The organism is Mucilaginibacter xinganensis, assembly GCF_002257585.1.
GTDB classification, from domain to species: Bacteria; Bacteroidota; Bacteroidia; order Sphingobacteriales; family Sphingobacteriaceae; genus Mucilaginibacter; species Mucilaginibacter xinganensis.
The window spans coordinates 2376722-2401572 of the sequence record NZ_CP022743.1 but is presented as its reverse complement, the minus strand read 5'-3'; the positions used below and the strand labels follow the sequence as shown (position 1 = coordinate 2401572).

General features: G+C 40.3%; 23 protein-coding genes. 7 read left to right on the top strand and 16 right to left on the bottom strand.

The window, feature by feature from the left end; all coding sequences use genetic code 11:
- Positions 1-113: 113 nt before the first annotated feature.
- Entirely contained in the window at positions 114-809 is a 696-nt protein-coding gene (locus MuYL_RS10425) for a sulfite oxidase-like oxidoreductase (RefSeq protein ID WP_094570511.1), read from the bottom strand.
- Positions 810-818: 9 nt separating this feature from the next.
- Positions 819-1919, bottom strand: coding sequence for an LLM class flavin-dependent oxidoreductase (locus MuYL_RS10420; RefSeq protein WP_317043875.1), 1101 nt, complete (start codon positions 1917-1919; stop codon positions 819-821).
- 136 nt (positions 1920-2055) lie between these two features.
- Here MuYL_RS10420 and MuYL_RS10415 point away from each other — a divergent pair, with 136 nt between their 5' ends.
- Positions 2056-4497, top strand: a complete 2442-nt coding sequence (locus MuYL_RS10415; RefSeq protein ID WP_094570509.1) for a TonB-dependent receptor — start codon at positions 2056-2058, stop codon at positions 4495-4497.
- Between the two features lie 102 nt (positions 4498-4599).
- Here the strand turns inward: MuYL_RS10415 and MuYL_RS10410 are convergent, their stop codons facing one another.
- The 5 genes from MuYL_RS10410 to MuYL_RS10390 form a co-directional block, all read right to left on the bottom strand.
- Complete coding sequence (locus MuYL_RS10410) at positions 4600-5949, bottom strand: Gfo/Idh/MocA family protein (protein ID WP_094570508.1); 1350 nt, start codon at positions 5947-5949, stop codon at positions 4600-4602.
- 175 nt (positions 5950-6124) lie between these two features.
- Complete coding sequence (locus MuYL_RS10405; protein ID WP_094570507.1) at positions 6125-7252, bottom strand: phosphotransferase enzyme family protein; 1128 nt, start codon at positions 7250-7252, stop codon at positions 6125-6127.
- 240 nt (positions 7253-7492) lie between these two features.
- Positions 7493-8137, bottom strand: coding sequence for a carbohydrate-binding family 9-like protein (locus MuYL_RS10400; RefSeq protein WP_094570506.1), 645 nt, complete (start codon positions 8135-8137; stop codon positions 7493-7495).
- A gap of 45 nt (positions 8138-8182) precedes the next feature.
- On the bottom strand, positions 8183-9277 hold the full coding sequence (locus MuYL_RS10395; RefSeq protein WP_094570505.1) for a substrate-binding domain-containing protein: 1095 nt from the start codon (positions 9275-9277) through the stop codon (positions 8183-8185).
- Between the two features lie 405 nt (positions 9278-9682).
- Positions 9683-10195 carry a flavodoxin domain-containing protein gene (locus MuYL_RS10390; RefSeq protein ID WP_094570504.1) on the bottom strand — a complete coding sequence of 171 codons (513 nt, stop codon included), beginning with the start codon at positions 10193-10195 and terminating at the stop codon, positions 9683-9685.
- Between the two features lie 281 nt (positions 10196-10476).
- Here MuYL_RS10390 and MuYL_RS10385 point away from each other — a divergent pair, with 281 nt between their 5' ends.
- Complete coding sequence (locus MuYL_RS10385; RefSeq protein ID WP_094570503.1) at positions 10477-10725, top strand: hypothetical protein; 249 nt, start codon at positions 10477-10479, stop codon at positions 10723-10725.
- Between the two features lie 77 nt (positions 10726-10802).
- Here MuYL_RS10385 and MuYL_RS10380 read toward each other — a convergent pair whose 3' ends face one another.
- Positions 10803-11093 carry a hypothetical protein gene (locus MuYL_RS10380; RefSeq protein WP_094570502.1) on the bottom strand — a complete coding sequence of 97 codons (291 nt, stop codon included), beginning with the start codon at positions 11091-11093 and terminating at the stop codon, positions 10803-10805.
- 95 nt (positions 11094-11188) lie between these two features.
- Here MuYL_RS10380 and MuYL_RS10375 point away from each other — a divergent pair, with 95 nt between their 5' ends.
- The gene (locus MuYL_RS10375; protein ID WP_094570501.1) at positions 11189-12331 is read left to right on the top strand and encodes a tetratricopeptide repeat protein; all 1143 of its coding nucleotides are present in this window, start codon (positions 11189-11191) and stop codon (positions 12329-12331) included.
- On the opposite strand, the gene MuYL_RS10370 is transcribed toward MuYL_RS10375, so the two are convergent.
- From MuYL_RS10370 to ppk1, 4 genes are all read right to left on the bottom strand, one after another.
- Positions 12328-12912 (bottom strand): riboflavin synthase, encoded by a 585-nt coding sequence (locus MuYL_RS10370; protein WP_094570500.1) that lies wholly within the window; start codon positions 12910-12912, stop codon positions 12328-12330. The two genes, MuYL_RS10375 and MuYL_RS10370, sit on opposite strands and share 4 nt — an antisense overlap.
- Positions 12913-13070: 158 nt before the next feature.
- Complete coding sequence (locus tag MuYL_RS10365; RefSeq protein ID WP_094570499.1) at positions 13071-13646, bottom strand: UbiX family flavin prenyltransferase; 576 nt, start codon at positions 13644-13646, stop codon at positions 13071-13073.
- A gap of 155 nt (positions 13647-13801) precedes the next feature.
- A complete protein-coding gene (locus MuYL_RS10360) occupies positions 13802-14689 on the bottom strand; it encodes a Ppx/GppA phosphatase family protein (RefSeq protein WP_094570498.1) in 888 nt (295 codons plus the stop codon).
- A 2-nt stretch (positions 14690-14691) separates the two neighbouring features.
- Positions 14692-16740, bottom strand: a complete 2049-nt coding sequence (gene ppk1, locus MuYL_RS10355; protein WP_094570497.1) for a polyphosphate kinase 1 — start codon at positions 16738-16740, stop codon at positions 14692-14694.
- 238 nt (positions 16741-16978) lie between these two features.
- Between ppk1 and MuYL_RS10350 the strand changes: the two genes are divergently transcribed.
- On the top strand, positions 16979-17473 hold the full coding sequence (locus tag MuYL_RS10350; protein ID WP_094570496.1) for a YajQ family cyclic di-GMP-binding protein: 495 nt from the start codon (positions 16979-16981) through the stop codon (positions 17471-17473).
- A gap of 263 nt (positions 17474-17736) precedes the next feature.
- Here the strand turns inward: MuYL_RS10350 and MuYL_RS10345 are convergent, their stop codons facing one another.
- Positions 17737-18177, bottom strand: a complete 441-nt coding sequence (locus MuYL_RS10345) for an Hsp20/alpha crystallin family protein (RefSeq protein WP_094570495.1) — start codon at positions 18175-18177, stop codon at positions 17737-17739.
- 134 nt (positions 18178-18311) lie between these two features.
- Here MuYL_RS10345 and MuYL_RS10340 point away from each other — a divergent pair, with 134 nt between their 5' ends.
- The gene (locus tag MuYL_RS10340; RefSeq protein ID WP_094570494.1) at positions 18312-18758 is read left to right on the top strand and encodes an acyl-CoA thioesterase; all 447 of its coding nucleotides are present in this window, start codon (positions 18312-18314) and stop codon (positions 18756-18758) included.
- A gap of 31 nt (positions 18759-18789) precedes the next feature.
- Here MuYL_RS10340 and MuYL_RS10335 read toward each other — a convergent pair whose 3' ends face one another.
- From MuYL_RS10335 to folB, 3 genes are all read right to left on the bottom strand, one after another.
- Entirely contained in the window at positions 18790-19428 is a 639-nt protein-coding gene (locus MuYL_RS10335; RefSeq protein WP_094570493.1) for an MgtC/SapB family protein, read from the bottom strand.
- 81 nt (positions 19429-19509) lie between these two features.
- Positions 19510-20907: an FAD-binding oxidoreductase gene (locus MuYL_RS10330; RefSeq protein WP_094570492.1), complete on the bottom strand. Its 1398-nt coding sequence runs from the start codon at positions 20905-20907 to the stop codon at positions 19510-19512.
- Positions 20904-21254: a dihydroneopterin aldolase gene (gene folB / locus MuYL_RS10325; protein ID WP_094570491.1), complete on the bottom strand. Its 351-nt coding sequence runs from the start codon at positions 21252-21254 to the stop codon at positions 20904-20906. Before folB ends, MuYL_RS10330 begins: the two co-directional genes overlap by 4 nt.
- A gap of 160 nt (positions 21255-21414) precedes the next feature.
- Here folB and MuYL_RS10320 point away from each other — a divergent pair, with 160 nt between their 5' ends.
- Both MuYL_RS10320 and MuYL_RS10315 read left to right on the top strand, forming a co-directional pair.
- Entirely contained in the window at positions 21415-22596 is a 1182-nt protein-coding gene (locus MuYL_RS10320; protein WP_094570490.1) for an acyl-CoA dehydrogenase family protein, read from the top strand.
- A 274-nt stretch (positions 22597-22870) separates the two neighbouring features.
- Positions 22871-24823, top strand: coding sequence for a tetratricopeptide repeat-containing sensor histidine kinase (locus tag MuYL_RS10315; RefSeq protein WP_170309742.1), 1953 nt, complete (start codon positions 22871-22873; stop codon positions 24821-24823).
- Positions 24824-24851: the final 28 nt, after the last annotated feature.

The following is a 24851-nucleotide window of genomic DNA, read 5'->3' as shown; positions in this document are numbered from 1 at the left end:
GCTGGGGCCCTGCATGCCTGTTAGATTATACAACAGTGAAGTAGTCTGTTCAAAGATTTCCGGATTTTTTTGGGAAATACCGGCAAATAATATCCTGATAAAAGACGCGAAACTTATTCGCTATACCGGTCGTTCCGCCATGGATACGCTGTGTTAGAATAGCCTCTATCCTCCCAAAAACCCGGTTTATCAGCTGTCAGGAATTCAATTCGTTTGATCCACTTGGAACCCTTCCAGGCGTAAAGCTGTGGCGTAATCATCCTGCAGGGGCCGCCATGCTCTCTGGCCAGCGGCTGCCCGTCAAAAGTATGTACCAATAAAACATCCGGTTTCAGCACTTCTTCCAGCGATAAATTTGTGGAATAGGTATCATAGCCGTAACACATTACATGGGTTGCCGTTGCTTTTGGGTGTACCAGTGCCGCCAGGTCAAGCAGGCTTACGCCTTTCCAGTGCATATCAAATTTCGACCAGGTGGTAACGCAATGAAAATCAGAAGTATCCTTGGTTTGCGGCAGATCCATAAAGTCTTTCCAGCTAAATTTCATAGGATTTTCCACTGCGCCATCTATCGTCAAACGCCACTTGCTCAGCGGAATATCCGGATGATAACCTAAATCCAGCACTGGCCATTTGTGAGTTATGGTTTGACCAATTGGCAGTGCGGGCATTCCATGCCGATTAGTATTGCCCGACCCTTTCGGCTTCTCATCAGCCAGGGATGGCGTTAAGGCCATCTTTTCTTCAAACCTCGCCTTAAGTTTCATCCGGGCCTCAACAATGCGATCCAATTTTTCAGGTTCTTCCATATTCCTAATTTAAGCTAAATTTAACACCTCGGCAAATAACCGGAAGGATTTTAATTTGGCCTGATGATCATAAATATGCGAAGTAGCCATAATCTCATCAATGCCCGTTTCATTTACAAAATCTGTTAGCATTGCCTTAATTTTTTGTTTACTGCCGATAAAGGAATAAGCCAGCATCTGCATTACGGCTTCCTCTTCAAATACATTCCATATCCCCTCCATGCTTTCGGCAGGCGGCTGTAACAGTCGCCGTTTACCGGTTACTATGCCCATAAACATTTGTTTTACAGAAGTTGCAAGGCGATCGGCCTCTTCGTCAGTGTCGGCAGCCACTACATTTACGCAAGCCATAACATAAGGTTCCTTCAATTGAGCCGATGGTTTAAAGTTATTGCGGTAGATCTCAATTGCTTCCCTAAAATAAGTAGGCGCGAAATGACTGGCAAAAGCATAAGGCAACCCTTTGGCAGCAGCCAGCTTCGCACTATCGGTACTTGAACCCAATATCCAAATAGGTATGTCCAACCCCTCGCCCGGAATAGCACGAACAGCAGCATTTGCGTTATTGTCTGAAAAATATTTCTGCAAGGCATCCACATCTTGCGGGAAATAAAACGAGGCATTCATATTTTCACCACGAATGGCCATAGCTGTCGCCTGGTCTGTTCCTGGCGCTCTGCCCAGGCCAAGATCAATTCTGCCTGGGTAAAGCGTTGCTAGCGTGCCGAATTGCTCAGCCACTACCAGCGGCGAATGATTTGGCAGCATAATACCGCCTGAACCCGCCCGGATACTGGTTGTATTGCCTGCAATGTACCCTATCAGCAGCGAAGTAGCCGAACTGGCTACACTGATCATATTGTGATGTTCTGCAAACCAGTAACGTGTATAACCCAACTGCTCGGCCTGGCGTGCATTTTCCAGGCTATTATGATAGGTATCTGCTATCGATTGTCCCTCAACCACGGTAGCAAGGTCAAGCACTGAATAAGAAATTTCTTTTAATGAATTTAAGCCCATCCCCAAATTTAAAGCATATAAAGAGCATGAGCAGGCTGGACTGCCAGATATGACGCTGCCTAAACAAAGGAAGGCCACTAATTTACCCATGGATTATATATTACGGCGAGTATCCTTAAAAATAGCAAGCGCGGCTTAAGCTTATTTAAACTAATTATAAATAATGTTTGCTTTTTAAAATCATGCCATTATCTTTGCGCTTAATTAGACTTAATCTAAATAATAAATGAAAACACACTATACCTTATTTATCAGGCTTACTTTTTTAATGTTACTACTATGCAGCATTGTAAAGGCTGATGACGACCTCGCAAATGGCAAAATTTCAGGCACAATAAAAACTTCAGACGGACAGCCGGCTGCATTTGTAACCGTATCTGTTAAAGAATTAAACAGGTCGGCCAGCACAACTGATGATGGCAGTTTCCTGATCAGCAATATTAAGCCGGGCAGCTATACGCTGGTGGTTTCATTTGTTGGTAGCCGGGTTCAGGAAAAGCAGATTACCGTAATGGCCTCAAAAACAACAATAGTCGATTTTACATTAACTGAGAACGCTTCGCAGCTAAACGAGGTAATTATAAATGCCAACAGGGCTCCTAAACCGGTAACTCTAGATAAAGCGAATATCCGCGCGCTCGACCTGCCCCAAAGTACAGGCACCGTAAGCAAGCGTATAATTGAAGACCAGCAGATTAACCGTTTAGGCGACGCTGTTAAAAATGTAAGCGGCGTTTCGCTAACCCAAACACGCGGCGGCGTGGGTGAAACATTTTCGGCCCGCGGATACAGCATAGGCATCACTGGCGCGTCCGGAAGCATTTTTAAAAACGGCGTATTAACCAACACCGCAGGTTTCCCGGAGGCTAGTACACTTGAATCAATTGAGATACTAAAAGGAAGCGCAGCGCTGCAATATGGAAACGTATCAGGCGGCCTGATCATTAATATGGTTACCAAAAAGCCCCAATTTGAAAGCGGAGGTGAAGTTGCAATGCGTTACGGCAGTTACGCAATGTTTAAACCCAGTGTTGACGTTTACGGTCCGTTAAGTCAAAATGTGGCCTTCAGGCTTATAGGTGTTTATGAAAACGATGGCAGCTACCGTAATCATGTTTATACCGAACGCAAGTATGTTAACCCTTCACTACTTTTTAACCTTGGTAAAAATACAACCCTGCTTATTGAAGGCGATTATCTGCGCGAAAGCCTGACGCCTGATTTTGGTATAGGTTCGCTAAATAACGGCCAGGCTATTCCAACAATGGTGCCGCGCTCTCAATATATTAACACTGCATGGGCGTATAGCCACATGAACCAATTTTCGGCTATGGCAACGCTAAACCATAAGTTTAATGATAACTGGCATTTAAACGGTATTCTTTCGGCCCAAGGCACCGATATTGATTCGTACCAGGCCAGCCTCCCAAACACGGTAAGCGCGACAGGTGAATGGAACCGCGGACTGGCGCGGGCAAAGACTACCGAAAATGACTATACAGGGCAAATAAACTTAACCGGTAAATTTAAAACCGGTTCCATAAGCCATCAGATTTTAGTGGGGACGGACGTTACCAAAGTTTTAAATATCACCAACGGATTTAGTATTGGTGGTAAAAATATCAGCACCTACGCTTATGATAAGATCAACACTATTGATTTGGGTAAATATACACAGCGCACAGATATTCCAAACGCTTTGGACACGGCACGAATCAAGGCCCCTGTTTACCGCGTAGGAACTTATGCGCAGGACCTGGTAAGCTTTACCGATAAAATTAAAATGCTCGCTGGCATTCGCTGGTCATGGCAGCAAACTTATCAAACCGATATTCAATATCTGCAAAAACAAACAACAGGCCAAGGCGCAGCTATCACCCGGTACGATCGTGCCTTTTCGCCAAAAGTGGCGTTCATATACCAACCTGTTAGCACCAGTTCAATATATGTGAGCTACAGCAACAATTTTATAGTAAACAGCGGCACAGATGTTACCACCGGGCAGGGCCTGAAACCATCATTGGTTAACCAATATGAGGTGGGTGCAAAAAACGAATTGTTTAACGGTAAAATCATTGCAAATTTAAGCGTTTACAGGATAATTAACAGCAACCTTGCTGTGGTTGCTCCCTTTAAGGCAGACGGTACAATTAATAGCGACAACACGGTTAAACAACTAAATGGCCAAACCACCAGCGATGGTTTTGAGGTTGATATTACAGGGCACATTTCCAAAAACCTTTATTTTGTAACAGGTTATTCTTATAACAATGCGCGATATACTAAAACGTCAGGTTTAAAGGGCTCACCAATTTCGGGCGAACGACTGGTTATCGGCCCTAAAAGCACTGCAAATGCCACCCTGTTTTACACCTTCAACGATCCGGCATTCAAAGGATTTAAAGTTGGGGCAACCGCATTTTACACCGGTAACCGCATGGCCGGTTATAACAACACTGTCGGGCAAACCCAGGCTTACAGCAGGCTGGTTCCGGTTGGCGGATTCACTACATTGGATCTTACAGCGGGATATACCTATAAAAAGATCTCTCTTTTGGCAAGTGTAACCAACATTACCAATACGCTGAATTATTTAATTCACGATAACTACAGCATTACGCCAATTGCACCACGCCAGCTTTTAACAACTTTGGCTTATAAATTTTAGCCGTATTTTCCGGCTGCATAGGGTCTGGGGTTTATTTGCCTTTAATTCAGGCAAATAAACTCCAGACCCTATTTTATTAGCCAGTTCATTAAACTGTGTTAATTAAAATCCTGAGTCATCCAGTGCAAAGGTGTTTTTCCTGTCTTTCCAGCGCCCTTTGGTAAAATCAGGAAATTCTTGTGAAGCATTGCCTTCTTTCAATGATTTTATTGAAAGCGGCATGATAACGCTCATAGTAACTGAGTCATAAACATCTATTGGGGTTTGTTTTTTTTGCTTAACCGATTCTATAAATGCGTTAAATACAAACCAGTCCATACCGCCATGCCCCGCACCTTCTGCCAGTTTTTCATATTTTTTCCATAATGGATGATCATACTTTTCAAACCAAACTTTTGCCGGGTCCCAGGAATCATCTTCCTTCGATTGATGATCAATATATACGCTATTAGCCACATCCATCCAGATGCCTTTAGTTCCCTGTACCCTAAACCCTAATGAATAAGGCCTGGGCAAATGTGTATCGTGGCTCAGCAATACTGTTTCGCCATTCGCGCAATTCAGCATGGTTGTTGTCACATCGCCATTTTTATAATTGATCTTAGCATTTTTATTGCCTGGTGATTGTTCCTCAACATAAGCAGATAAACCGCGCGCTTTTGAACTAAAGGACACCAGGTTGGTAAACCTGTTGCCGGCATTTATACTGGCATAATGCATACAGGGACCCGCACCGTGCGTTGGATAAATATCACCATCCAAATCAATATTAAACTGGGTGCGCCACTGCGCCTCGCTAATTGCGTTCGGCCCATACTCTACCCCACCACCATAATACTGCTTGCCATTGTTAAACAATACACCGCGCAGGTTGTGCTGGTACCCTCCTTCAAGATGCACAATTTCACCAAAAAGGTTTTGCCGTACCATATTAAGCGCTGCCATTACATCGCGGCGATAGCACACATTTTCGAGCGTCATGTAGGGTATTCCTGTTTTTTCTGATGTATGTACTATATCCCAGTGATCTTCCACTGTAAGGCCTGCAATAACCTCGCAGCCTACGTATTTACCGGCTTTCATAGCATCAATTGCCTGCGGATGGTGAAATTGCCATGGTGTAGCAATAATTACCGCATCAATATCTTTACGATCCAGCAGATGCTTGTAAGCATCTAATCCGCCGGTATACTCTGTTATAGGCTTATGGCCCTTTTTTGCAATAAATTCTCGAAACACTTTAAGGGAACTTTCCTGTGTATCGCAAACGGCTACAATTTCTACATCATCGCGTAATAATCCTTCGGATACGTGGCTCATGCCGCGTGCACCGACACCTATATAGCCTAACCTTACTTTGTTTTGTGCTGAGGCAAAAAGACTGCTTGATGGCAAAACAGTAAAGCCGGCAGCAGCAATCGCGCTTTGTTTAATAAATGTTCTTCTCTCCATTTTTTAAATATAATTTCAATAAACTAATATTATTGGCACTACAGCTTAGCGTGACATACGAATAATGTGTTCGCCCACTTTACTGATAAAACCTGATATTTTAATTTTACTAAATATAGCGTGTTCGGACACACAAAAGCAAATAAATTAAAAAAATAATAATAGTAAGTCTTTATCAAAGCGCGGCCCCGTCAGATTGGCGATTATTTGACAGCAGCAACCACTCTTTTTCTATGATTCCGGTAAGTTTATCTTCATGCAACTCCAGCATTTTAAGCAATTGCATCTGCGCGAGGGTGCGTTGTAAATTATGTCCGGCAAAACGGGTCTTATAGTAAACATCCCCATCAAGATAATCGGTTAAAAACCGAACAGCCTGCATGTAAGGTAATAAAAGGATGCCCTTCATCAATGATTTTAACTCGTTTCCGGTTAGAAAGGAAAACGTCTGGCTCAGGTATCCCCTGGTAAATTTTTTAAATAAGGGAATATCAAGTAGAATAGTGCCAAGATCAGCCTCATCTTCGGCAGCGGTATTTATAATACTGCGTATGGCATCCCCAAAGTCATAAGCTACATAGCCTGGCATTACGGTATCCAAATCTATAACGCATTGGATATTACCGTGCTCGTCAAGCAGGATATTGTTGAATTTAGTATCATTGTGGGTAACCCGTAAAGGGAGAATCCCCTCCCTGCCCCACTGCAACAAAAGTTTCATGTCATCAGCACGACTTTTAATAAACTGCAATTCGGGCAGTACTTCCTTCAATCTGCCGACCTTATCATTCTTAATGGCGTTGGTTAACTGAGCAAGCCGGTGTTCGATATTTAAAAAATCGGGAATTACTTCAACCAGCAAGTCCGGCTTCATGTCGCACAACAGGTACTGAAACCGCCCGAACGCTATACCCCCCTGTTGCGCCTGTTTGCCCGTGGTAACCATGTCATAACTTTTTGTATTCTGTAAAAAACAGGTCATCCGCCAATAATTGTCGTCATCGTCTTTGTAATAATATTTACCATTTTTACAGTTAATAAACGTCAATACCTCCTTGTCAGGATTACCTGTTGCGGCAACTTTTTGTTTTAAATGATGGGTAATATAAACCATATTATCCATCAAACCTTTAACGTCCTTAAACACGTAATTATTGATCTTTTGAAGCAGATAATCCTGCCCCAAGCCAAGCGTTTTAACCAGGTAGGTATCGTTGATATGCCCTGATCCGAACGGACTTACTTTAAAATCACTTCCCTGGATGTTGAACTGCGCTATTATATTTGGAACGTTGTTAATCATTTTTTATTAATCTAAAGTAGTCGGCGAATTTCCGCAGCATTCATTTATAATGGCTTCACCAGCCTACAAATGTATAATTGATATAAATACCTCTACAAGCAATATTATAACATTATTGATTGTGCACTAGCCCTCACCAAACAAATATGCGATATTTCTGCGTGTTCGCGCACATATAAACAATATTTTGTTATTTTAACTTGATAAGTAATTTATCACAGCTCTTTCCTGAATTGCCATTCATAAAAATAATATTGTTCCGAAAAACCCGGGGAGGTGAAATTCCGGATATGGGTGTTCAACCGGTGCCCAGGTTAAAAAATGAGGTTCGGGCAAATCGTCGCCACATTTATAAAAATTAGCGCGGCAGGCAAGCCCGCTCAACCCTGTTAGCTGATGATTAACGAAGACCTCAAACGGGATAAAGATGGTCAACTCCCATCTGTGCAGCATGCTGACTAAATCTTGCGGGTTTACCTTACTAAAGGTCTTTATTCGTGAAAGTATCACGCGTGGTATCTCTACCCTGTTAAATTTATCCGTGCCGTAACCGCCCAAAACTACGCCGGCGCCGTTAAACTCCAGGTTATAATATCCGGCATCGTTATTAAATGAAAGAAAAGCCTCTACGCAGCTGTCTTTGTAAACAGGGTCATTGATGTTTTTGTAAAATGCCCGGAAATACCTTTCCAGCACCCAGTATTTTAAATAAATACCGTTTTTGTCATGCGCTATTGCAAAAGACACCTCCGGCTTCTGTCCTTTAAAATCCCAGGGGAGCTGGTGAATATATTCGCGATCCTGAAGGTCAAATAAAGCCGAAACATTCTCAATACCTGTAACAGGTATCCCCTGATTTAAAATCCCGCAATAGATATTTTTCACAACATGCCATTAAAAATGTGTGTAATAATACAAGAGTTAAAAAAATCAGATATCCACAAACGCATCGTCCTTTTCGTCAATAAAATAATTGAGATTTTCGGCGGTAACTATATCTAAAGGCAGATATTTAAGGATAGGAACCTCCCTTTTGAAAACTATATGCTCTGCCAGCTGGTTGATTCCCCAATAACCCTGTCCCTTTGGGTTTTGATTAATAAGAAAGCTAATGTCCCCCCTTTCAAGGTAATAAAGATTCGGTGGAATAAGATCATAACCAATCAGCCTGATATTTTTTATATGTCGCTGCTCAAGATATTTGGCTATATCGTATGCTTGCGATGTGGTTACAAAAATCTGCCTGAGGTCAACGGTACTCTCAATAATCTCATCAAGTTTTTTAATAAAGCCCGACTGGCTTGACCTGTTTAACTCAACCCGTAAAATATTATAATGATGACTAAGGTTATTTTGAATAAAGTAATTCCTAAAGCCCTGCTCCTTTTTTACAAGGTGTTGTGCATTGTTAATTTCCTCATCAATATGGGCAATGAGTATTGAACAGGGATTAGCCTGGCCGTAATGAACAAGTTTGGCAGCTACTAACCCGCTTTGATATGAATCCTGCCCAATATAACTCAAAGGATCATAATCAGCTATCTGGGTATTAAAAAGCACGAATGGAATTTTAGCCTCGTTCCACTTTTTAAAAAAAGGCAGCGTTTCATTGTAGTAAATAGGTGATAACAAAACACCATCAGGTTGCATTTTTGTTAGTTTAATAGCCTTTTTTACATAATCCTGCGGGTCATGAGGATTAAACACATATTGCTCTACACGAACTCCATATTGCTTAAGATCGCGTTCAGCTTTTTCTATGCCCAATTTTGGCGCAAGCCAAAAAGCATCAAAAGCGTGATCCGGAAGTAATGCAGCAAATACGTACTGTTTTTTTGACCCTAACATCCTGGCCATTAAATTCGGTTCGTAGTTAAGTTCTTTAAGTATTTTTAGCACACGCTCTTTTACGTCTTCGGCAACGCGGCCACGATTATGTATAACACGATCTACAGTACCGGTAGAAACTTTGGCTTTCAGCGCAATATCTTTTATTCGTACAATAGTGTTTTTTTCTGATGGCATTTCAATACAAGATAGTTATAAAAACCATGCAAATATAGCGTATTATATATTGAAGAGACAGTGGCGCATCATAGTTCTAAAAGTAAATTGTAAGTATTAAGGCCCTACTAAAAAGTTCTTTTTTTTCGCCCATTAAAGCTGTTACCGGCGAAGAATAATAGTGTTACTTTAAACAGAAACACCTTTAATACTGGCGCAAGCTTATTAAATACAGCAAAAATCACACGCCAACATGTGTGCGACCACATTAAAATTATGTTGGTTTTACACATCCCGTCGCAGTTTGCGTAACTCATCAAGGCTCCGGGTTGGCTTATTAGCGGAATGTTACCCGTCTTCGTTTTATTTCGCCGGCACCCCGATGGATCTTTTTACGTTGAATTTTAGAGGGGGGGCGGTCGCCACTTACTTGTTCAGGTAACTCCCGGCCACCGTTATAACACTGTCCAGGTATTTTTTATCCATCCTATCAAAATCCTTATTCATAGCGGCTTTCTTTACGGGCTCTTTTTCCAACATAGCCCCCATTTTCAAAATAACACGGTCCATCCATGACAATTTGGAAACTATACACCTGCCGGGCAGAAAAAACACCTTGGTGGTGTTCCTGATCAAAGGGTCAAGGTTATTATTTATCAATTGCTGTTGCTGTGACTTGTTTTCGGAGGTTGTGCCACAAACTATAAACATGATAAGTTTTTTACCGGTGAACAGGCTGAGGTTTTGCTCCAGCCACTTACGCATAACCAGCTTACCGACGTACACGGAACTTCCCAAAATTATGAGATCATAACCAGCCAGGATCTCTGGTGTAGCATCCCCTGCTTTCATGATGGATAAATGTAATGATTCGTTCAGCCATTGCGCATACCGCTCAGTGGCGCCGTATTTACCCTGGTAAATAATAATCCCTTTCATATTGCGCTTTTTAATATTTGCAAGTTTACACCACAGGCTGGCTTAACGAAATGATAAAGGTCATATCATTCGCTGATAGGAATCACACCGGCGATACAGTAAATCAGGAAATGACATTAGTGCAGCGAAATGAATAAAGAATGCCCAAACTGCCTTTTGTTTAAAGTGGGCCGGGAAAAAAGATATACGTTAACGAAACCTACTCCATAACCCGAATAGCGAGTTCTGACGAAGTAAATGGAACCATCTTTCTAACAGGTTTACCCAGCGATAGCTGCTGGATGTTCCAGGTTACAAAAGGAGCCATCAACGTTTACTCTTACTTAAGTGAAAGCGACAAAACCGCATTTAACCCAGGAACCATAGTTGCTGTGCAATTAAATGATGGCCCGATCATGAAGTTGAATGAAGATAATTTGAAGCTTATATTGGCTGCCAATAGTAATGCACTTAAATTTGTTAAACGAAAAGACTATCTTAAAGCGACAACAAAATACAATGAGGATATGGATATGGCGGTTAAAAAATAAAGCAGACCCATATTTAAATAAAAAGGCGAAAGACAAAATTTTAAGATTCTGTCTTTCGCCTTTTAGCTTTAATTCTACTATATTTTAGCTATGGCTTCCTGTTCTTTCAGTGCTGCTATATTGTTTTTATCACTGAAGCTTTCAGTTTGATTAGCAAAATCTTCCAGGATGCTGGCTATAGTATCAAGGTTATCTGCCACACGTTGGTGCATATCAGGCAAATCTTTGTCTAACCTTTTATTGCCAAGCTCAATGTTATCAACCTCTATTTTAGCAAGTTTTTGAATGATCGCCTGCTGACTATTTTTTAAATCTTCCAGTTCATGGACAATTTTCTCCATTAACCCAAATTTCTTTAACTTATCCATAATGTTGTGTTTTTAATGATTATAATAAGATAACAGGATACGATAAAAAATGTTTGAAATTTGGTTTTTTGATTTATAACTAATAATTTAGTTGAATGAAAAGCATCTTTACATCCATCCTCATCCTATGCGCCTTCATTAGTGCATCGGCCCAGCAAAATAAAATTGACGATGCTCAGTTGATGGAATATTTTCAAAGCCAGCGTTATAACGACGCTGCTTTATATCTTAAGAAAAACTTCCCCGAGCCTGTTACGGACCTGAAAATCCTCTCCCGTTTAGCGTATGCTTCGCAAATGGCAAATAAACTGCAGGATGCTGAGGGTTATTACCAGCGGGCCTACGAAATGGATACAAGTAACTACACCATCCTCTTCAATATGGCAGGCATAAACTTAAGACGTGGCAATTACCCAAAAGCAGAACAATTTTACAAACAGATTGTATCGCGGGATACCAGCAATTTCTCCGCTTACACTCAGCTGGCAAGCCTCGCAGAGCGAAAAAACGACACATTAGGCGCAATTGGTTATTTTGAACATGCTAACCGGATAAACCCGGCCGATGTTGATGTAGCGAGTGAATTAGGTGATTTTTATACCGCACTAAAACACTTTGACAAGGCGCTTAAAGTGCTGAATAAAGCTGCAGAAACGGACCCTGACAATGTGATCATCCTTTTAAGCACTGTAAAACTAACCTATAGTGAAAGCAAATGGCCCGAAACCATAGCCATTTGTAACCGGCTTATTCAACTTGGTTCGTCAAATGCCATGATCCTAACCAAACTAGGAATCGCTTATTATAATATGAATAATTATGTATGCGGAGCCGAAACATTAGCCGGACTACACGGTATGGAACAAACCGAATACACTGATTATTATACAGCCCTTTGTTATAAAGCGCTTAAAGATAACCGGCAGGCCATTTATTTTTTAAACCTGGCTATAGTGCAGGGAATTTCAGACAATATTGCCACCTATTACGGCGAAATTGCCGATTGCGAAGTAAAACTAAATAAGAATAAAAAAGCAGCAATGGCTTACGAAAAAGCTTTACAGTTTAAAGATGGACCAATATTGTATTATTTACTGGCTAACTTGTATGACACCAAATTGCATGACAAAAAGAATGCCCGTATTTATTACAGAAAATTCCTGGCATCAAATCCTCGCGGCAAACAACAAACCTACATAGCCTATGTTAAAAGCAGGATAGATGAGTTAAAGAATTAGCGTTGCATTAATCGTGCAACGTATTTGCCTATAATATCAAACTCCAGGTTTACTACTGATCCCTCGCGCACATGCTGCAGGTTAGTATGTTCAAAGGTGTAAGGGATTATCGCAACTGAGAAACTGTTATTACGAGCGTTAACTACCGTAAGGCTAATGCCATTTACACAGATAGAGCCTTTTTCAACTGTTACATTTCCGTTAACCGAATCATATTCGAAGGTATATTCCCAACTGCCGTCCAGCTCTTTGTAAGCAATACAGGTTGCTGTTTGATCAACATGCCCCTGTACAATATGGCCATCAAGCCTGGCATTCATTTGCATGCAACGTTCCAGGTTTACCAGGTCGCCGGTTTTAAGAAGGCCCAGGTTGGTCTTACTTAAAGTTTCTTCAATTGCCGTCACTGTATGCTTCCCGTCGGCCAGCGCAATAACTGTTAAACACACCCCATTGTGCGCAACAGACTGATCAATTTTCAATTCGGCAGCTATTGATGATTCAACAGTAATATGCAGGTTACCCTGATCGTGCCTTAAATCGGTTATTAAGCCTAAAGTCTCTATTATTCCTGTAAACATATTCCCACTTAACCCTTTACCGGGATTTTTTTGAATTGCGCAAATGTAATTAATTGCAGTACTTTTTATGTCAGTTAAATATGGTATTATAAAAAGCTACCTGCTATCTAACCATTACATTCCTTTGTACAGAATGATACTGGGGAAGGATATTATACTTATCCCGCGCTTTCACTCCATCTGTAACTGGCATTATCCAAACCAATCAGGTCAATAACACGATTTACAACCGTCATTGCCAGATCTTCAATTGTTTTAGGCTTACTGTAGAACGAGGGTATTGCCGGACAAATAATCGCTCCGGCCTCTGTAACTGTCGCCATGTTACGGATATGGATTAGGTTAAGAGGTGTGTCGCGCGCAACCAGGATCAGTCTCCGGCGTTCTTTTAACATCACATCTGCGGCGCGGGTTATCAGGTCATCTGAAATCCCCGAAGCAATGCGGCCGAGTGTTCCCATTGAACAAGGAACTATTACCATCGTATCAAACCGGGCAGAGCCTGACGCAAATGGCGCCATAAAGTCCATCTTACCATATATCTTATAAGGAAGGTCATTATATTCCTCGTTATCAAGTTCAAACCGCCAAACTTCTTTAGCGTTGTCAGACATAACAACAGCAACTTCAGCTATTTGCTCACTTAAATGTTGCAATTGCTGCAACAGCAACTTAGCATATACAGAACCGCTTGCACCGGTTATTGCAACAACAATCTTTTTCTTCGTATCCATTTTAATAAAACCGGTTAATTGAAGTTAAAAGGCATAAAAAAGGGTCGAATATAAATACTCGACCCTACATCTACCTATGAAAAACATGCCCTTTGAGAGGGCACTACAAATGTACTAACAGTTTTTTAATTTTTAAATAATTTCTTTAAATAAATTTAACCTGCTTTTGGAAAGTTTTTTTCGATAAGCGTTTGAATGATACCATCAACCAAACCAACAGTTGGGACATATATATTTTTGATATTAGCCCATTTCATAACCGTTAAATATATTTCACAAGCGGGGATAATTACATCTGCTCTGTCCTGGTTCAAACCGAGTACATTGATCCTGTCCTTAAGCGAAAATGAAGTCAAATAACTATAAAGAGATTTCAATTTTCCAAAACTTAGGGGCGCTTTATCTTTCTCTTCCGATAACTTATACAATTTATTGATATTCCCGCCCGTTCCGATGCCGGAAATTAGCTTAAACTGTTTGGTATTGTCCCTGATAAATTCTTTCATATCATTCCAGGTTTCTTCGGTATCCTGGTTATCCAGCATCCGGATGGTACCGATATTAAAAGACTTCGAGGCCCACATTTCTCCTGATGAAAAAAATGACAGTTCTGTACTTCCGCCGCCTACATCAATGTACAGGTAGTTCTTACTCTTATCAATGGTTTGATCAGGATGGCTGGCATATATCATCCCGGCTTCCTTTTGCCCGTGAACAATTTCAAGATCAACACCTGCATCAATTTTAATTTGCGCCACCACTTCAGCCCCGTTTTTTGCTTCACGCATTGCGGACGTTGCATAGGCCATATAATCAACCACTTTATATACCTCCATGAGTTTGCCAAATGCCTGCATGGTTTTCACCAGGTCGGCAATCTTCTTATCAGAAAGCCGTTTATCCAGAAAGGCATCATCGCCAAGCCGTAGCGGCACCCGGATCAATGTATTTTTTTTAAACGAAACCGAACCATTGTTTTCAATAATATCAGCAATAAGCAGGCGCACTGCATTTGAACCTATATCTATAGCGGCGTATCTCAATTTTATTGGGCTTTATATTTTAAGTAATTGTAAGTATCTACCTGTGCTCGGTGCGGGATACCTGAACGTGTTTTGTGGTATTTATTGGTATTGTGGCTGTTAATTTCGCGCGATTTGGTGTTATCCTCCAATTGCAGGTCAATGATATCCCGTATCTCTTTTTTTAGCTGTTCATCATATATTGGGAAACCAACTTCAACGCGGGTATCAATATTACGGGTCATAAAATCGGCAGAGGTTAGATAGATCAGTTCATTACCTCCATTGCAATATATATGTACGCGTGCGTGTTCAAGATATTTATCGACTATACTCACCACCTCAATATTTTCACTGTAACCTTTCATGCCCGCAATAAGGCAGCACATTCCTCTTATAATTAGCTGAATCTTCACACCCGCATTGCTGGCCTGGTATAGTTTGGTTATCATTTGCTCATCGGCAAGGCTGTTCATTTTTAAGATCATGTAAGCCTTTTTACCCGCTTTGGCATTCTTTATTTCATTGTCTATCAGTTTATAAATTGCCGGGCGCGCGTCAATCGGCGATACTATTAAATTTTTTAATCCTTTAGGTAAACTATTTTTGCTCAGTGCCTTAAAAACATCAATGAGATCCGCTGTTATTTTTTTATTGGAGGTAAGCAGGGTATGATCGGCGTACATGCGGGCGGTTTTTTCATTGAAGTTCCCGGTAGATAAACACGCATAATACGCCGGCTTTTCTTTTTCGGTTCGCATTACCAGGCATATTTTTGAATGCACCTTATAACCTTCAATACCATATAGCACCGTAACACCCTCTTCTTCCAGCCTCCGGCTCCACGAGATATTGTTTTGTTCATCAAACCTTGCCCTTAACTCAACCAAACAGGTAACCTTTTTTCCATTTTTTGCTGCGCTCATCAGCGCGTGCATTATACGTGAGTTTTCTGCAAGGCGATAAACAGCAATACTGATTTCCTTTACCTTAGGGTCGATGGCCGCCTCACGTAAAAAATGGATCACGTAATCGTATGATTGGTAAGGGGTACTAATAAGAAAATCCTTTTTCGCGATCATTCCCATTAAGCTTTTGCCAAATGATAAACCATCAACAGGCAAAGGGATGCTTTTTTCATATTCCAGTTCAGGGCGCCCAACATTAGGGAATGAAATAAAATTCTTAAAGTTATGGTAGCGATTGCCGGGGATTAAACTTTCGCCGTTCAGTCCCATTTTATTCACCAGATATTTCAACATATCCAGTGGCATTTCAGAGTCATACAATAAACGCATCGGTTTACCTTTTTTGCGTTTTTGAAGACTTTTTGATAACGAATCAATAAACTTTTCACTTACCTCTTTATCCAGGTCTAGTTCAGCATCGCGGGTTAGCTGGATAGAATAAGCTTCAATTGAATCATGCTCAAAAATGAAAAATATGTCTTCAAGGCTGTACCTGATGATATCATCCAACAAAATGATAAACTTTAGATTATTGGTCTCGGGCAAAACAATAAACCTTGAAAGCGAATCGGGGAATTCAATAAGCGCCAGCCGCGATTTCTTATTTTTTGTGAGCTTCACAAAAAAATAAATGGCGCGGTCGCGAAGCTCAGGCAACGGCAGGCTTTCATCAAGCATAATGGGAACTAATGTTGCCAGCAAACTTTCCCTGAAATACCGCTTCACAAACTCCCCCCTGCTTACATTTAACTGTTTATCATTCAGAATAAAGATCTTTTCTTCGGCCAGTTGCTTAACGATTATATTTTCGTACAAATTGTTAAACTTCCGCTCCTGCCGCACTACGATGTTTTTAATCTGGTTCAGGATCTTTTTGGGATTATAACCCAAAATCTCTTTGGCCTTTTCATTCAGATTGGCCAACCTGCTTAGCGTAGCGACCCTTACCCGGTAAAACTCGTCAAGGTTAGACGAAAATATAGCCAGGAACTTTATCCGGTCGATCAGCGGCACGCTCGGATCTGCGGCCTCCTGCAAAACCCGGTCATTAAAATACAACCAGCTTATTTCACGATTAATTAAGGGTACGTGTTTACTATCCATATAAAAAGACAGGCCCTTCAGCCACTTTTACAAATCTGCTTATTTAAATGTTAACTTAATATTAACTGATTGGTGTTTTAATATGTTTTTATTGTTTATAAATGGTTCGCTATTGATAGTTAATGCATGACAGCGATTGTGCTGGGAAAGATATCACCTACCGAGCTTCCATGAACCACAGACAATCAACCATAAACTAAAAAACACTAACTTTGCCCTACACAAATTTACCTTTAATATGCCAACCTTTGATATTGTAAGCAAGATAGACGGCCAGACGCTTGATAATGCAATTAACATTGCGAAAAAAGAAATTTTGAACCGTTATGACTTCAACGACTCAAAAAGCACCATCGACCTGGATAAGAAAACCAATACCATTACTGTGGTAACCGAAAATGATATGCGGTTAAAAGCTATCAGCGATTCCATCATCAGCCGTATGGTAAAACAACAACTCGACCCAAAAGCTTTGGATTTAGACGGCAACGTACAATCCGTTTCCGGCAATATGCTCCGTAAGGAAATAAAGATAAAAGAGGGCATTGATAAGGAAGCTGCAAAAAAAATAGTTAAAAAAATAAAAGACAGCGGGCTAAAAGTCCAGGCATCCATAATGGAGGACCAGGTACGTGTGCAGGCTAAAAAGATAGATGATCTTCAAGCTGTTATCAGTCTTTGCCGAAAAGACGACTTTGGGCAGCCTTTACAATATATCAATATGAGAGATTAAATATCGCTGTATGTCCAATGATTCGATTTCTGAATATTAAAATGTGAAGTGCCTGACATTGATTGATAAAAACATATGCTTTATCAATTAATGTCAGCAATCCACAGTAAACAAAAAGACCGCTCCTTGTGAAGCGGCCTTTTTAAACTAAACCAACTATTATGAAAACACTCTTTATTTTAGAACTTCGGGGGTTCGATTCCGGAACTAACTCACTGCTCCAACTTCGCTTTCCGGTTATCGAACTTTCCGATTTTTAATACTTATTTTACTGAAATTTCTCTTGACTGCACTTTAGCTTCTTCTTTTTTAGCTACATTCAACTTTAAAATACCATCATTATATTCAGCTTCAATTTTTGACTGGTCAGCTGTTTCAGGCAAGGTAAATGACCTGGTAAATGAATTGTAGCTATACTCACGCTTGCTGAATTTCTTACCTTCTTCAACGTTTTCCACTTTTTTATCAGCAGATACGCTCAATACGTTTTTGTCAAGACTAATCTTAAAGTCTTCTTTTTTTAAACCTGGCGCAGCCAATTCAATCTGAAATTCATTTTCTGTTTCAGCTATGTTAACAGCAGGAACACGGCTTGCTAACTTGTCACTCAAAAATGAGTCGTTTAAAATCGAATCAAACACGTCGCTGAAAAATGGATTCACTGCGTGATTTTTTTGTCCGTTTGCAAATTTTACTAATGTCATGATTATGTTCTCCTAAGTTTATCTTTTAATATATTTGCTAACTGTTAATCAACTGTTATACCAACGGGCTAAAATCAACAAAAAAAGACATAATGTCTACTTCAACCCGAAACATACAGACAATATGACATAAAATGAGTGAAAAAATATCCGATTATAAATTCAAAACTCCCATTTCTATCCGATTCTCAGATATTGATGCAGTAGGTCATGTAAACAACGCTATTTATTTAACTTACTTTGAGGTAGCCCGGCTTAATTATTGGAAAGAAGTTATAACCTGGAATATTCGTGAGCAGGGTGTAATAGTTGGCCGTTCTGAAGTTAATTATCTAAAACCAATAACCCTTGATGATAATATATTTTGTTATGTGCGTACAACAAGGATAGGCAACAGCAGCTTTGATATGATGTATCTGCTGGTTAGGGTTACTCCCAACGGCGAAGAGATTTGTACAACGGGCAAAACGGTATGTATAAGTTATGATTATTCAGCCAATAAATCTATAGCTATACCAAATCGCGAAAGAGAAAAGATGATTGCTTATGATGAACCCCGGTTAATCACTAATACAAATTAAGCAGCCTCGTTTGTTAGCTTTTTTTTACCTGCTAAAATGATTTTACCTGTTCCATTTTAAGCAGTTTTTCGTCGAGTTTACTTATTCGCTTGCGGTGGCCGGTAACCAGTATGGCAACCTGCAGGCAACCATCTTTTTTAGAAACCTGTACTCGGCGCGACGTTAACTGCAGCTCAATTATCGCATCTTCAACTTCGGCCATATTTTCAAAAATGGAATTGGTAAACACTATAACAAATAATTTATCACGGTGAACTTTATCGATATATCTCTCAAGCAGGTTAAAAAGCAGTAGCACACACAGCGTAATAACAGTACAAAGTAAGGCTATGGTATAATTACCTGAACCGGCGGACATTCCTATAGCTGCTGAAATCCAGATTACGGCAGCTGTTGTTAAGCCGCTTACTTCTATATTACCCTTGAAGATAACCCCGGCCCCGATAAACCCGATCCCTGTTACGATATTGATGTTTACGCCAGCACCTGCCCGCTGCGCAATCATTGTGTAAATGGTTGAACCAAGGCAAATTAATATTATAGTGCGAAAGCCTGCTGTTTTATTTTTATACTGCCGTTCTAAACCCAATAAGCCACCGCAAATAACGCCAACGGCTATTTTTATCAGATCCTGGTCTGTTATATTAAATTCCAACGCAGATGTGCCCATAAATCTTAAATCAATGTGTTACGAAAAAACCGATCAAACAGGTTAATTAACAACAATTTGCAAGCTAATTATTTATAGCTGTCAAAAAATCTTTCCGGGGTTCAATATACCGTTTTTATCAAACACCTGTTTTATTCCACGCCACAAGGCAAAATGAGTTTCATTGTATTTTATAGCCATAAAACCTTTCTGTACCAGGCCAATACCGTGCTCTCCAGACAATGTTCCGCCCAAAGAAACGGTAAGCTCAAATATTTCGCGAATCCCGTCCTTTAATTTATCGTTCCAGTCATCATCACTCATTTGACCTTTTATAATATTCACGTGCAGATTGCCATCTCCTGCGTGGCCGTAACAAACTGATTCAAAACCATATTTACCCCCTGTTTGTTTTATTCCTTTAATTAGTTCCGGAAGACTTGCACGGGGAACTACTGTATCTTCTTCCTTATAAACTGAGTTTGATTTCACAGAAACAGCCATTGTTCTCCTTAACCGCCATAGTTCTTCTTTCTGCGCTGACGTATCGGCAAATAACACTTCCTTACAGTCAAATTCTTCAAGTACATGGTTAATTTTTTCGCAATCAGCGAATATTACGTCCTGGTTTGTGCCATCGACCTCTATTAACAGGAACGCTCCGATCCCGTCTTTTAAGTCGAACGCTATTCCGTCATTTTCCTTTACCCACTCCACTCCTCTTCTCTCCATAAATTCCAGGGCAGAAGGAATAATTCCTGCTCTGAATATCGCCGAAACGGCGGCACATGCTGCCTCATTTGTAGTGAACGATGCCAGCATTAAAGCATCGATAGTCGGCCGGGGAATTAGCTTAACCACTATCTTGGTAATAATCCCGAGGGTGCCCTCCGACCCTATCATTAGCTGGGTTAAATTATATCCTGAAGCATATTTCAAGGTATTGGCGCCTGTCCAGATGATCTCGCCTGATGGCAGCACCACTTCCAGGTTCAGAATATATTCGCGGATGGTACCATATTTAACCACCCTGGGCCCGCCCGACCCGTGCGATACATTGCCACCAATAAAACAGCTGCCCTTACTGGCCGGATCAATAGGGTACAATAGTCCTTTTTCTGCAACCTGATTCATGAATTCTTCGGTGATCACACCGGGCTCAACGGTGGCCTGCAGGTTCAGCTCATCTATTTGCAACACTTTATTAAACCTTTCCATAGCCATCACCAACCCGCCCATCACCGGCAATGCGCCGCCACTTAAGCCGGTACCTGCCCCGCGTGGCGTAACGGGGATCAAATTTTCATTACAAAGCTTCATTAATGACGAAACCTGTGCGGCAGTGCATGGCTTGACTACCACTTCAGGATAAAAGTGGAGATCTTCCGTTTCGTCATGACTATACTTCTCCAATTCCGGCTGGGCCGTTATAACCCAATCGTCACCAACTATAGCTTTAATAGCGGCAAGTACCTGTTCTGTTATTTTATTATAGATCATACGGTAATCACGATGTTTGAATATTCCACCTTGCCTTTAAGCGGCGGGTTCAATTTTTTAATGGAAACCCTTATTTTATCTGCGAAAGAAAATTGCATTTTAATATCCTCTGCAATATTTTGGGCCACCGTTTCAATAAGCTTAGCCGTTTTACGCATCTGCTCTTCAACTATATTATAAACCTTTTCATAATCAACGGTATTGGCAATTTTATCTTCCCTAAGGTCTGTCACCGGTGTGAAATCTACATCAACATCAACTATAAATTTATTCCCAAGTTTTTGCTCTTCAGGATAAAATCCGTGAAAGGCAAAAAATTCGGCGCCATGGAGTGATATTGTAATCATGTTTCAAAAGTAGTTTTTGATTTTGGTTTTTTTACAAATTTTAAAATTGGGACGGCATATTTCCGTTTTACATGAGAAATACATATTTAAAGAATTCCGGTATACTAAACATCCGAAATCCAAAATTCCCCACTATCTTTGACCACCAATTAGATACTGTATGTCCAGAAAAGATCTTTACGAATCGCCCGATTATTATTTAGCTGATGAATTGCTTACTGAAGAGCATAAACTGATCCGCTCAACGGTGCGTGATTGGGTTAAAAAAGAGGTAAGCCCTATTATAGAAGATTACGCGCAAAAGGCTGAGTTTCCAAAGCATTTAATAAAAGGGCTTGGGGAAATCGGGGCATTTGGTCCAACTATTCCTGTAGAATATGGTGGCGCAGGGCTTGATTACATGTCATACGGCATCATCATGCAGGAAATTGAGCGGGGAGATTCCGGCATCAGATCTACAGCATCAGTACAGGGCTCACTGGTAATGTACCCTATTTATGCCTATGGATCAGAAGAACAAAAACATAAATACCTGCCAAAATTGGCTACTGGTGAATTAATGGGTTGCTTCGGACTAACAGAACCAGACCATGGCTCTGATCCGGGAGGGATGACTACAAATTTTAAAGACGCAGGCGATCATTACATTTTGAACGGAGCCAAAATGTGGATCTCGAATTCACCATTTGCTGATATTGCTATAGTTTGGGCCAAGGACGAAAGCGGGAAAATCCGGGGCTTAATCGTTGAGCGCGGCATGGAGGGTTTTACAACGCCCGAAACCCATAATAAATGGTCATTAAGAGCATCTGCAACGGGCGAATTGGTTTTTGACAATGTTAAAGTTCCGAAAGAAAATCTTTTACCTAATATTTCGGGTTTAAAGGGGCCGCTGGGCTGCCTTAACCAGGCCAGGTATGGTATTGCCTGGGGTGCCCTTGGTGCCGCAATGGATTGTTATGATACAGCTTTAAGATATTCAAAAGAACGCAGACAGTTTGGCAAACCTATTGCGGCATTTCAACTACAGCAAAAAAAACTGGCCGAAATGATTACCGAAATCACAAAGGGCCAATTGCTGGTATGGCGTTTAGGGACTTTAAAAAATGAAAACCGCGCAACACCTGCACAAATATCAATGAGCAAGCGCAATAGCGTGGAAACAGCTATAAATATTGCGCGCGAAGCACGCCAAATGCTTGGAGGTATGGGAATTACAGGCGAATATCCAATAATGCGGCATATGATGAATTTAGAATCTGTTGTAACCTATGAAGGCACACATGACATCCATTTATTAATAACCGGCTTAGATATAACCGGCGAAGAAGCCTTCAAATAACGGCAACTTTAATCAGTAAATAAACGTTTAATTACGATGTAATACTTACCCCAAACAGGGGTGAACGTTATATTTGTATATTATATATTGGTTAATGGTCTTTTATTCCCTGATTTATAAAAACTTCACGATTAATAAGCTGTTGCTCTTATTGATCTTTTTCTGCCTGCTATTGTCATGCCGGAAGAAAGAGGCTGATACAGGGGACTATTCTGATGCATTCAAATCCTTTTTTGCTGAGCTACCTCATCCCCAGCACCATCTAACTTTGGAAATGGAGCAGAAATTTATCGACTCATCATTCCGGACAATTAAAAAACCTTATGTAAATGACCTTTTCAGATATTATGGATTAAAATATCTTTACTATAAAAAAGGCATTATACAACCCAAAAAAGCTTTATTATATGCTGATAGTATGTTAATAATGGCTAAAAAGAGTGTGGACAGAAAACAGTATGTCAGCAACTATGCGGAGGCCAATTTTGCCATGGGCGATGCCTATTTTAGCCTCGAAAATTACAGCAACGCCTACCAATGCTATTACCAGGGGTATTTCATGGGTAAAAACAATCTTAAAAATGAAATACTTGCTGAATATACTTACAGGATGGGTATGGTTATGTTTAAGCAGGCTCATTACAGCGAAGCCGCTAATTATTTTAAGTTAAGCTTCAAACAAAGTCTGTCATATAAAGAGAGCTTCTATTCGCTTTATCAACGCCAGGAACTGCTAGACAATATTGGTGAAAGCTTCAAAAATAATGGCGATATAGATAGTGCGGATATCTATTTTAATAAAACACTGGCATATCTAAACAGTAATAGCAACAAGTATCCAACAAAACGCCGGTTAATTGAGGTTGCCCGCGCGGTTGTTTATGGCAACCAGGGTGAAATTGCGATGTTAAGGGGGCAAAATGAACAGGCCGAAAAACTTTTTCAAAAAAGCATTAAAATAAACCTTACTAACCTAAATGATTTTACAAATGCCCAATTGGTTGAAATGAATCTTGCTAAATTATATTTCAACACCGGGCAATTACAGCCATTTCTTAAATTATCAGAAAATATTCGCAAACAACTGGATACAGTAAAAAATGAAGAAGTTGAAACCAGCCTGAACTTGCAAATGAGCAAGTACTATGCTAAAACAGGCGATGTTGCGAAAGCTTATAAACACCTTGAAACTTATAACGCGTTAAAAGATTTAATGCTGAAACGCTCAAGCTTATTAAAAGAGACTGACGTGAACCAGCAACAGGCCAATTACGATAAGCAATACCAAATTGACAACCTCAAAGACAATAATAAACTACAGCTAATTTACATATACATAGCCGTAACCGGCGCTATAATGGCCGTAATAATTGTAGCCTTGGTGTACCGTAACTGGAAAAAATCAAAAAGTGATGTAAAAATTGTAAGCGAATTAAATAAGCAGATAAGTCAACAAAAAACTGGCTTGGAAGCTACACTTGACGAACTTAAGTTAAGCAGCCAGGAAAAAGACAGGATATTAAGAACAGTTGCACATGACCTAAGAAACCCAATTGGTGGTATAGCCGCATTAACCCAGGTATTGATGGATGATGAATGTACAGACGATCAGAAAGAACTGCTTTCGCTAATAAAAGAAACTACTACAAATTCACTTGAACTAATCAATGAGATCCTGGAAGTTACCAATACCGGTGAAACGGCGCTGAATATGGAACTGGTGAACATCAATTCTTTGATAAGTAAAAGCGTTGAACTGCTGCGTTTTAAAGCTGCAGAAAAAGATCAGAAAATTATTCTTGAGCTATTAAACAAACCTGAAGAGCTGCTTATCAGTCGGGAAAAAATATGGCGTGTTATGAGTAACCTAATTATTAACGCGATAAAATTCAGTCCTATAGGCAGCACTATTTGCGTAAATATTGCTAAAAATAAAGATAAATTAAGAATTTCGGTTAAAGACTTGGGTATAGGCATACCGGAAAACATTGGAAACAATGTTTTCAATACGTTTACAGAATCTAAACGAACGGGAACATCAGGCGAAAAATCATTTGGGCTTGGTCTTTCCATCAGCAAGCAGATTATTGAGCTTCATAATGGAAAAATATGGTTTGAAAGTGAAGTTAACAACGGCACCACTTTCTTTATTGAATTACCGGTAACTAAAACCAGCCTTGCCAAAACAGCCGGCAATCCAAAACTTGAATCGAAAGTTTATTCATGAGAACTATTTTATACAACCGGAATATTGT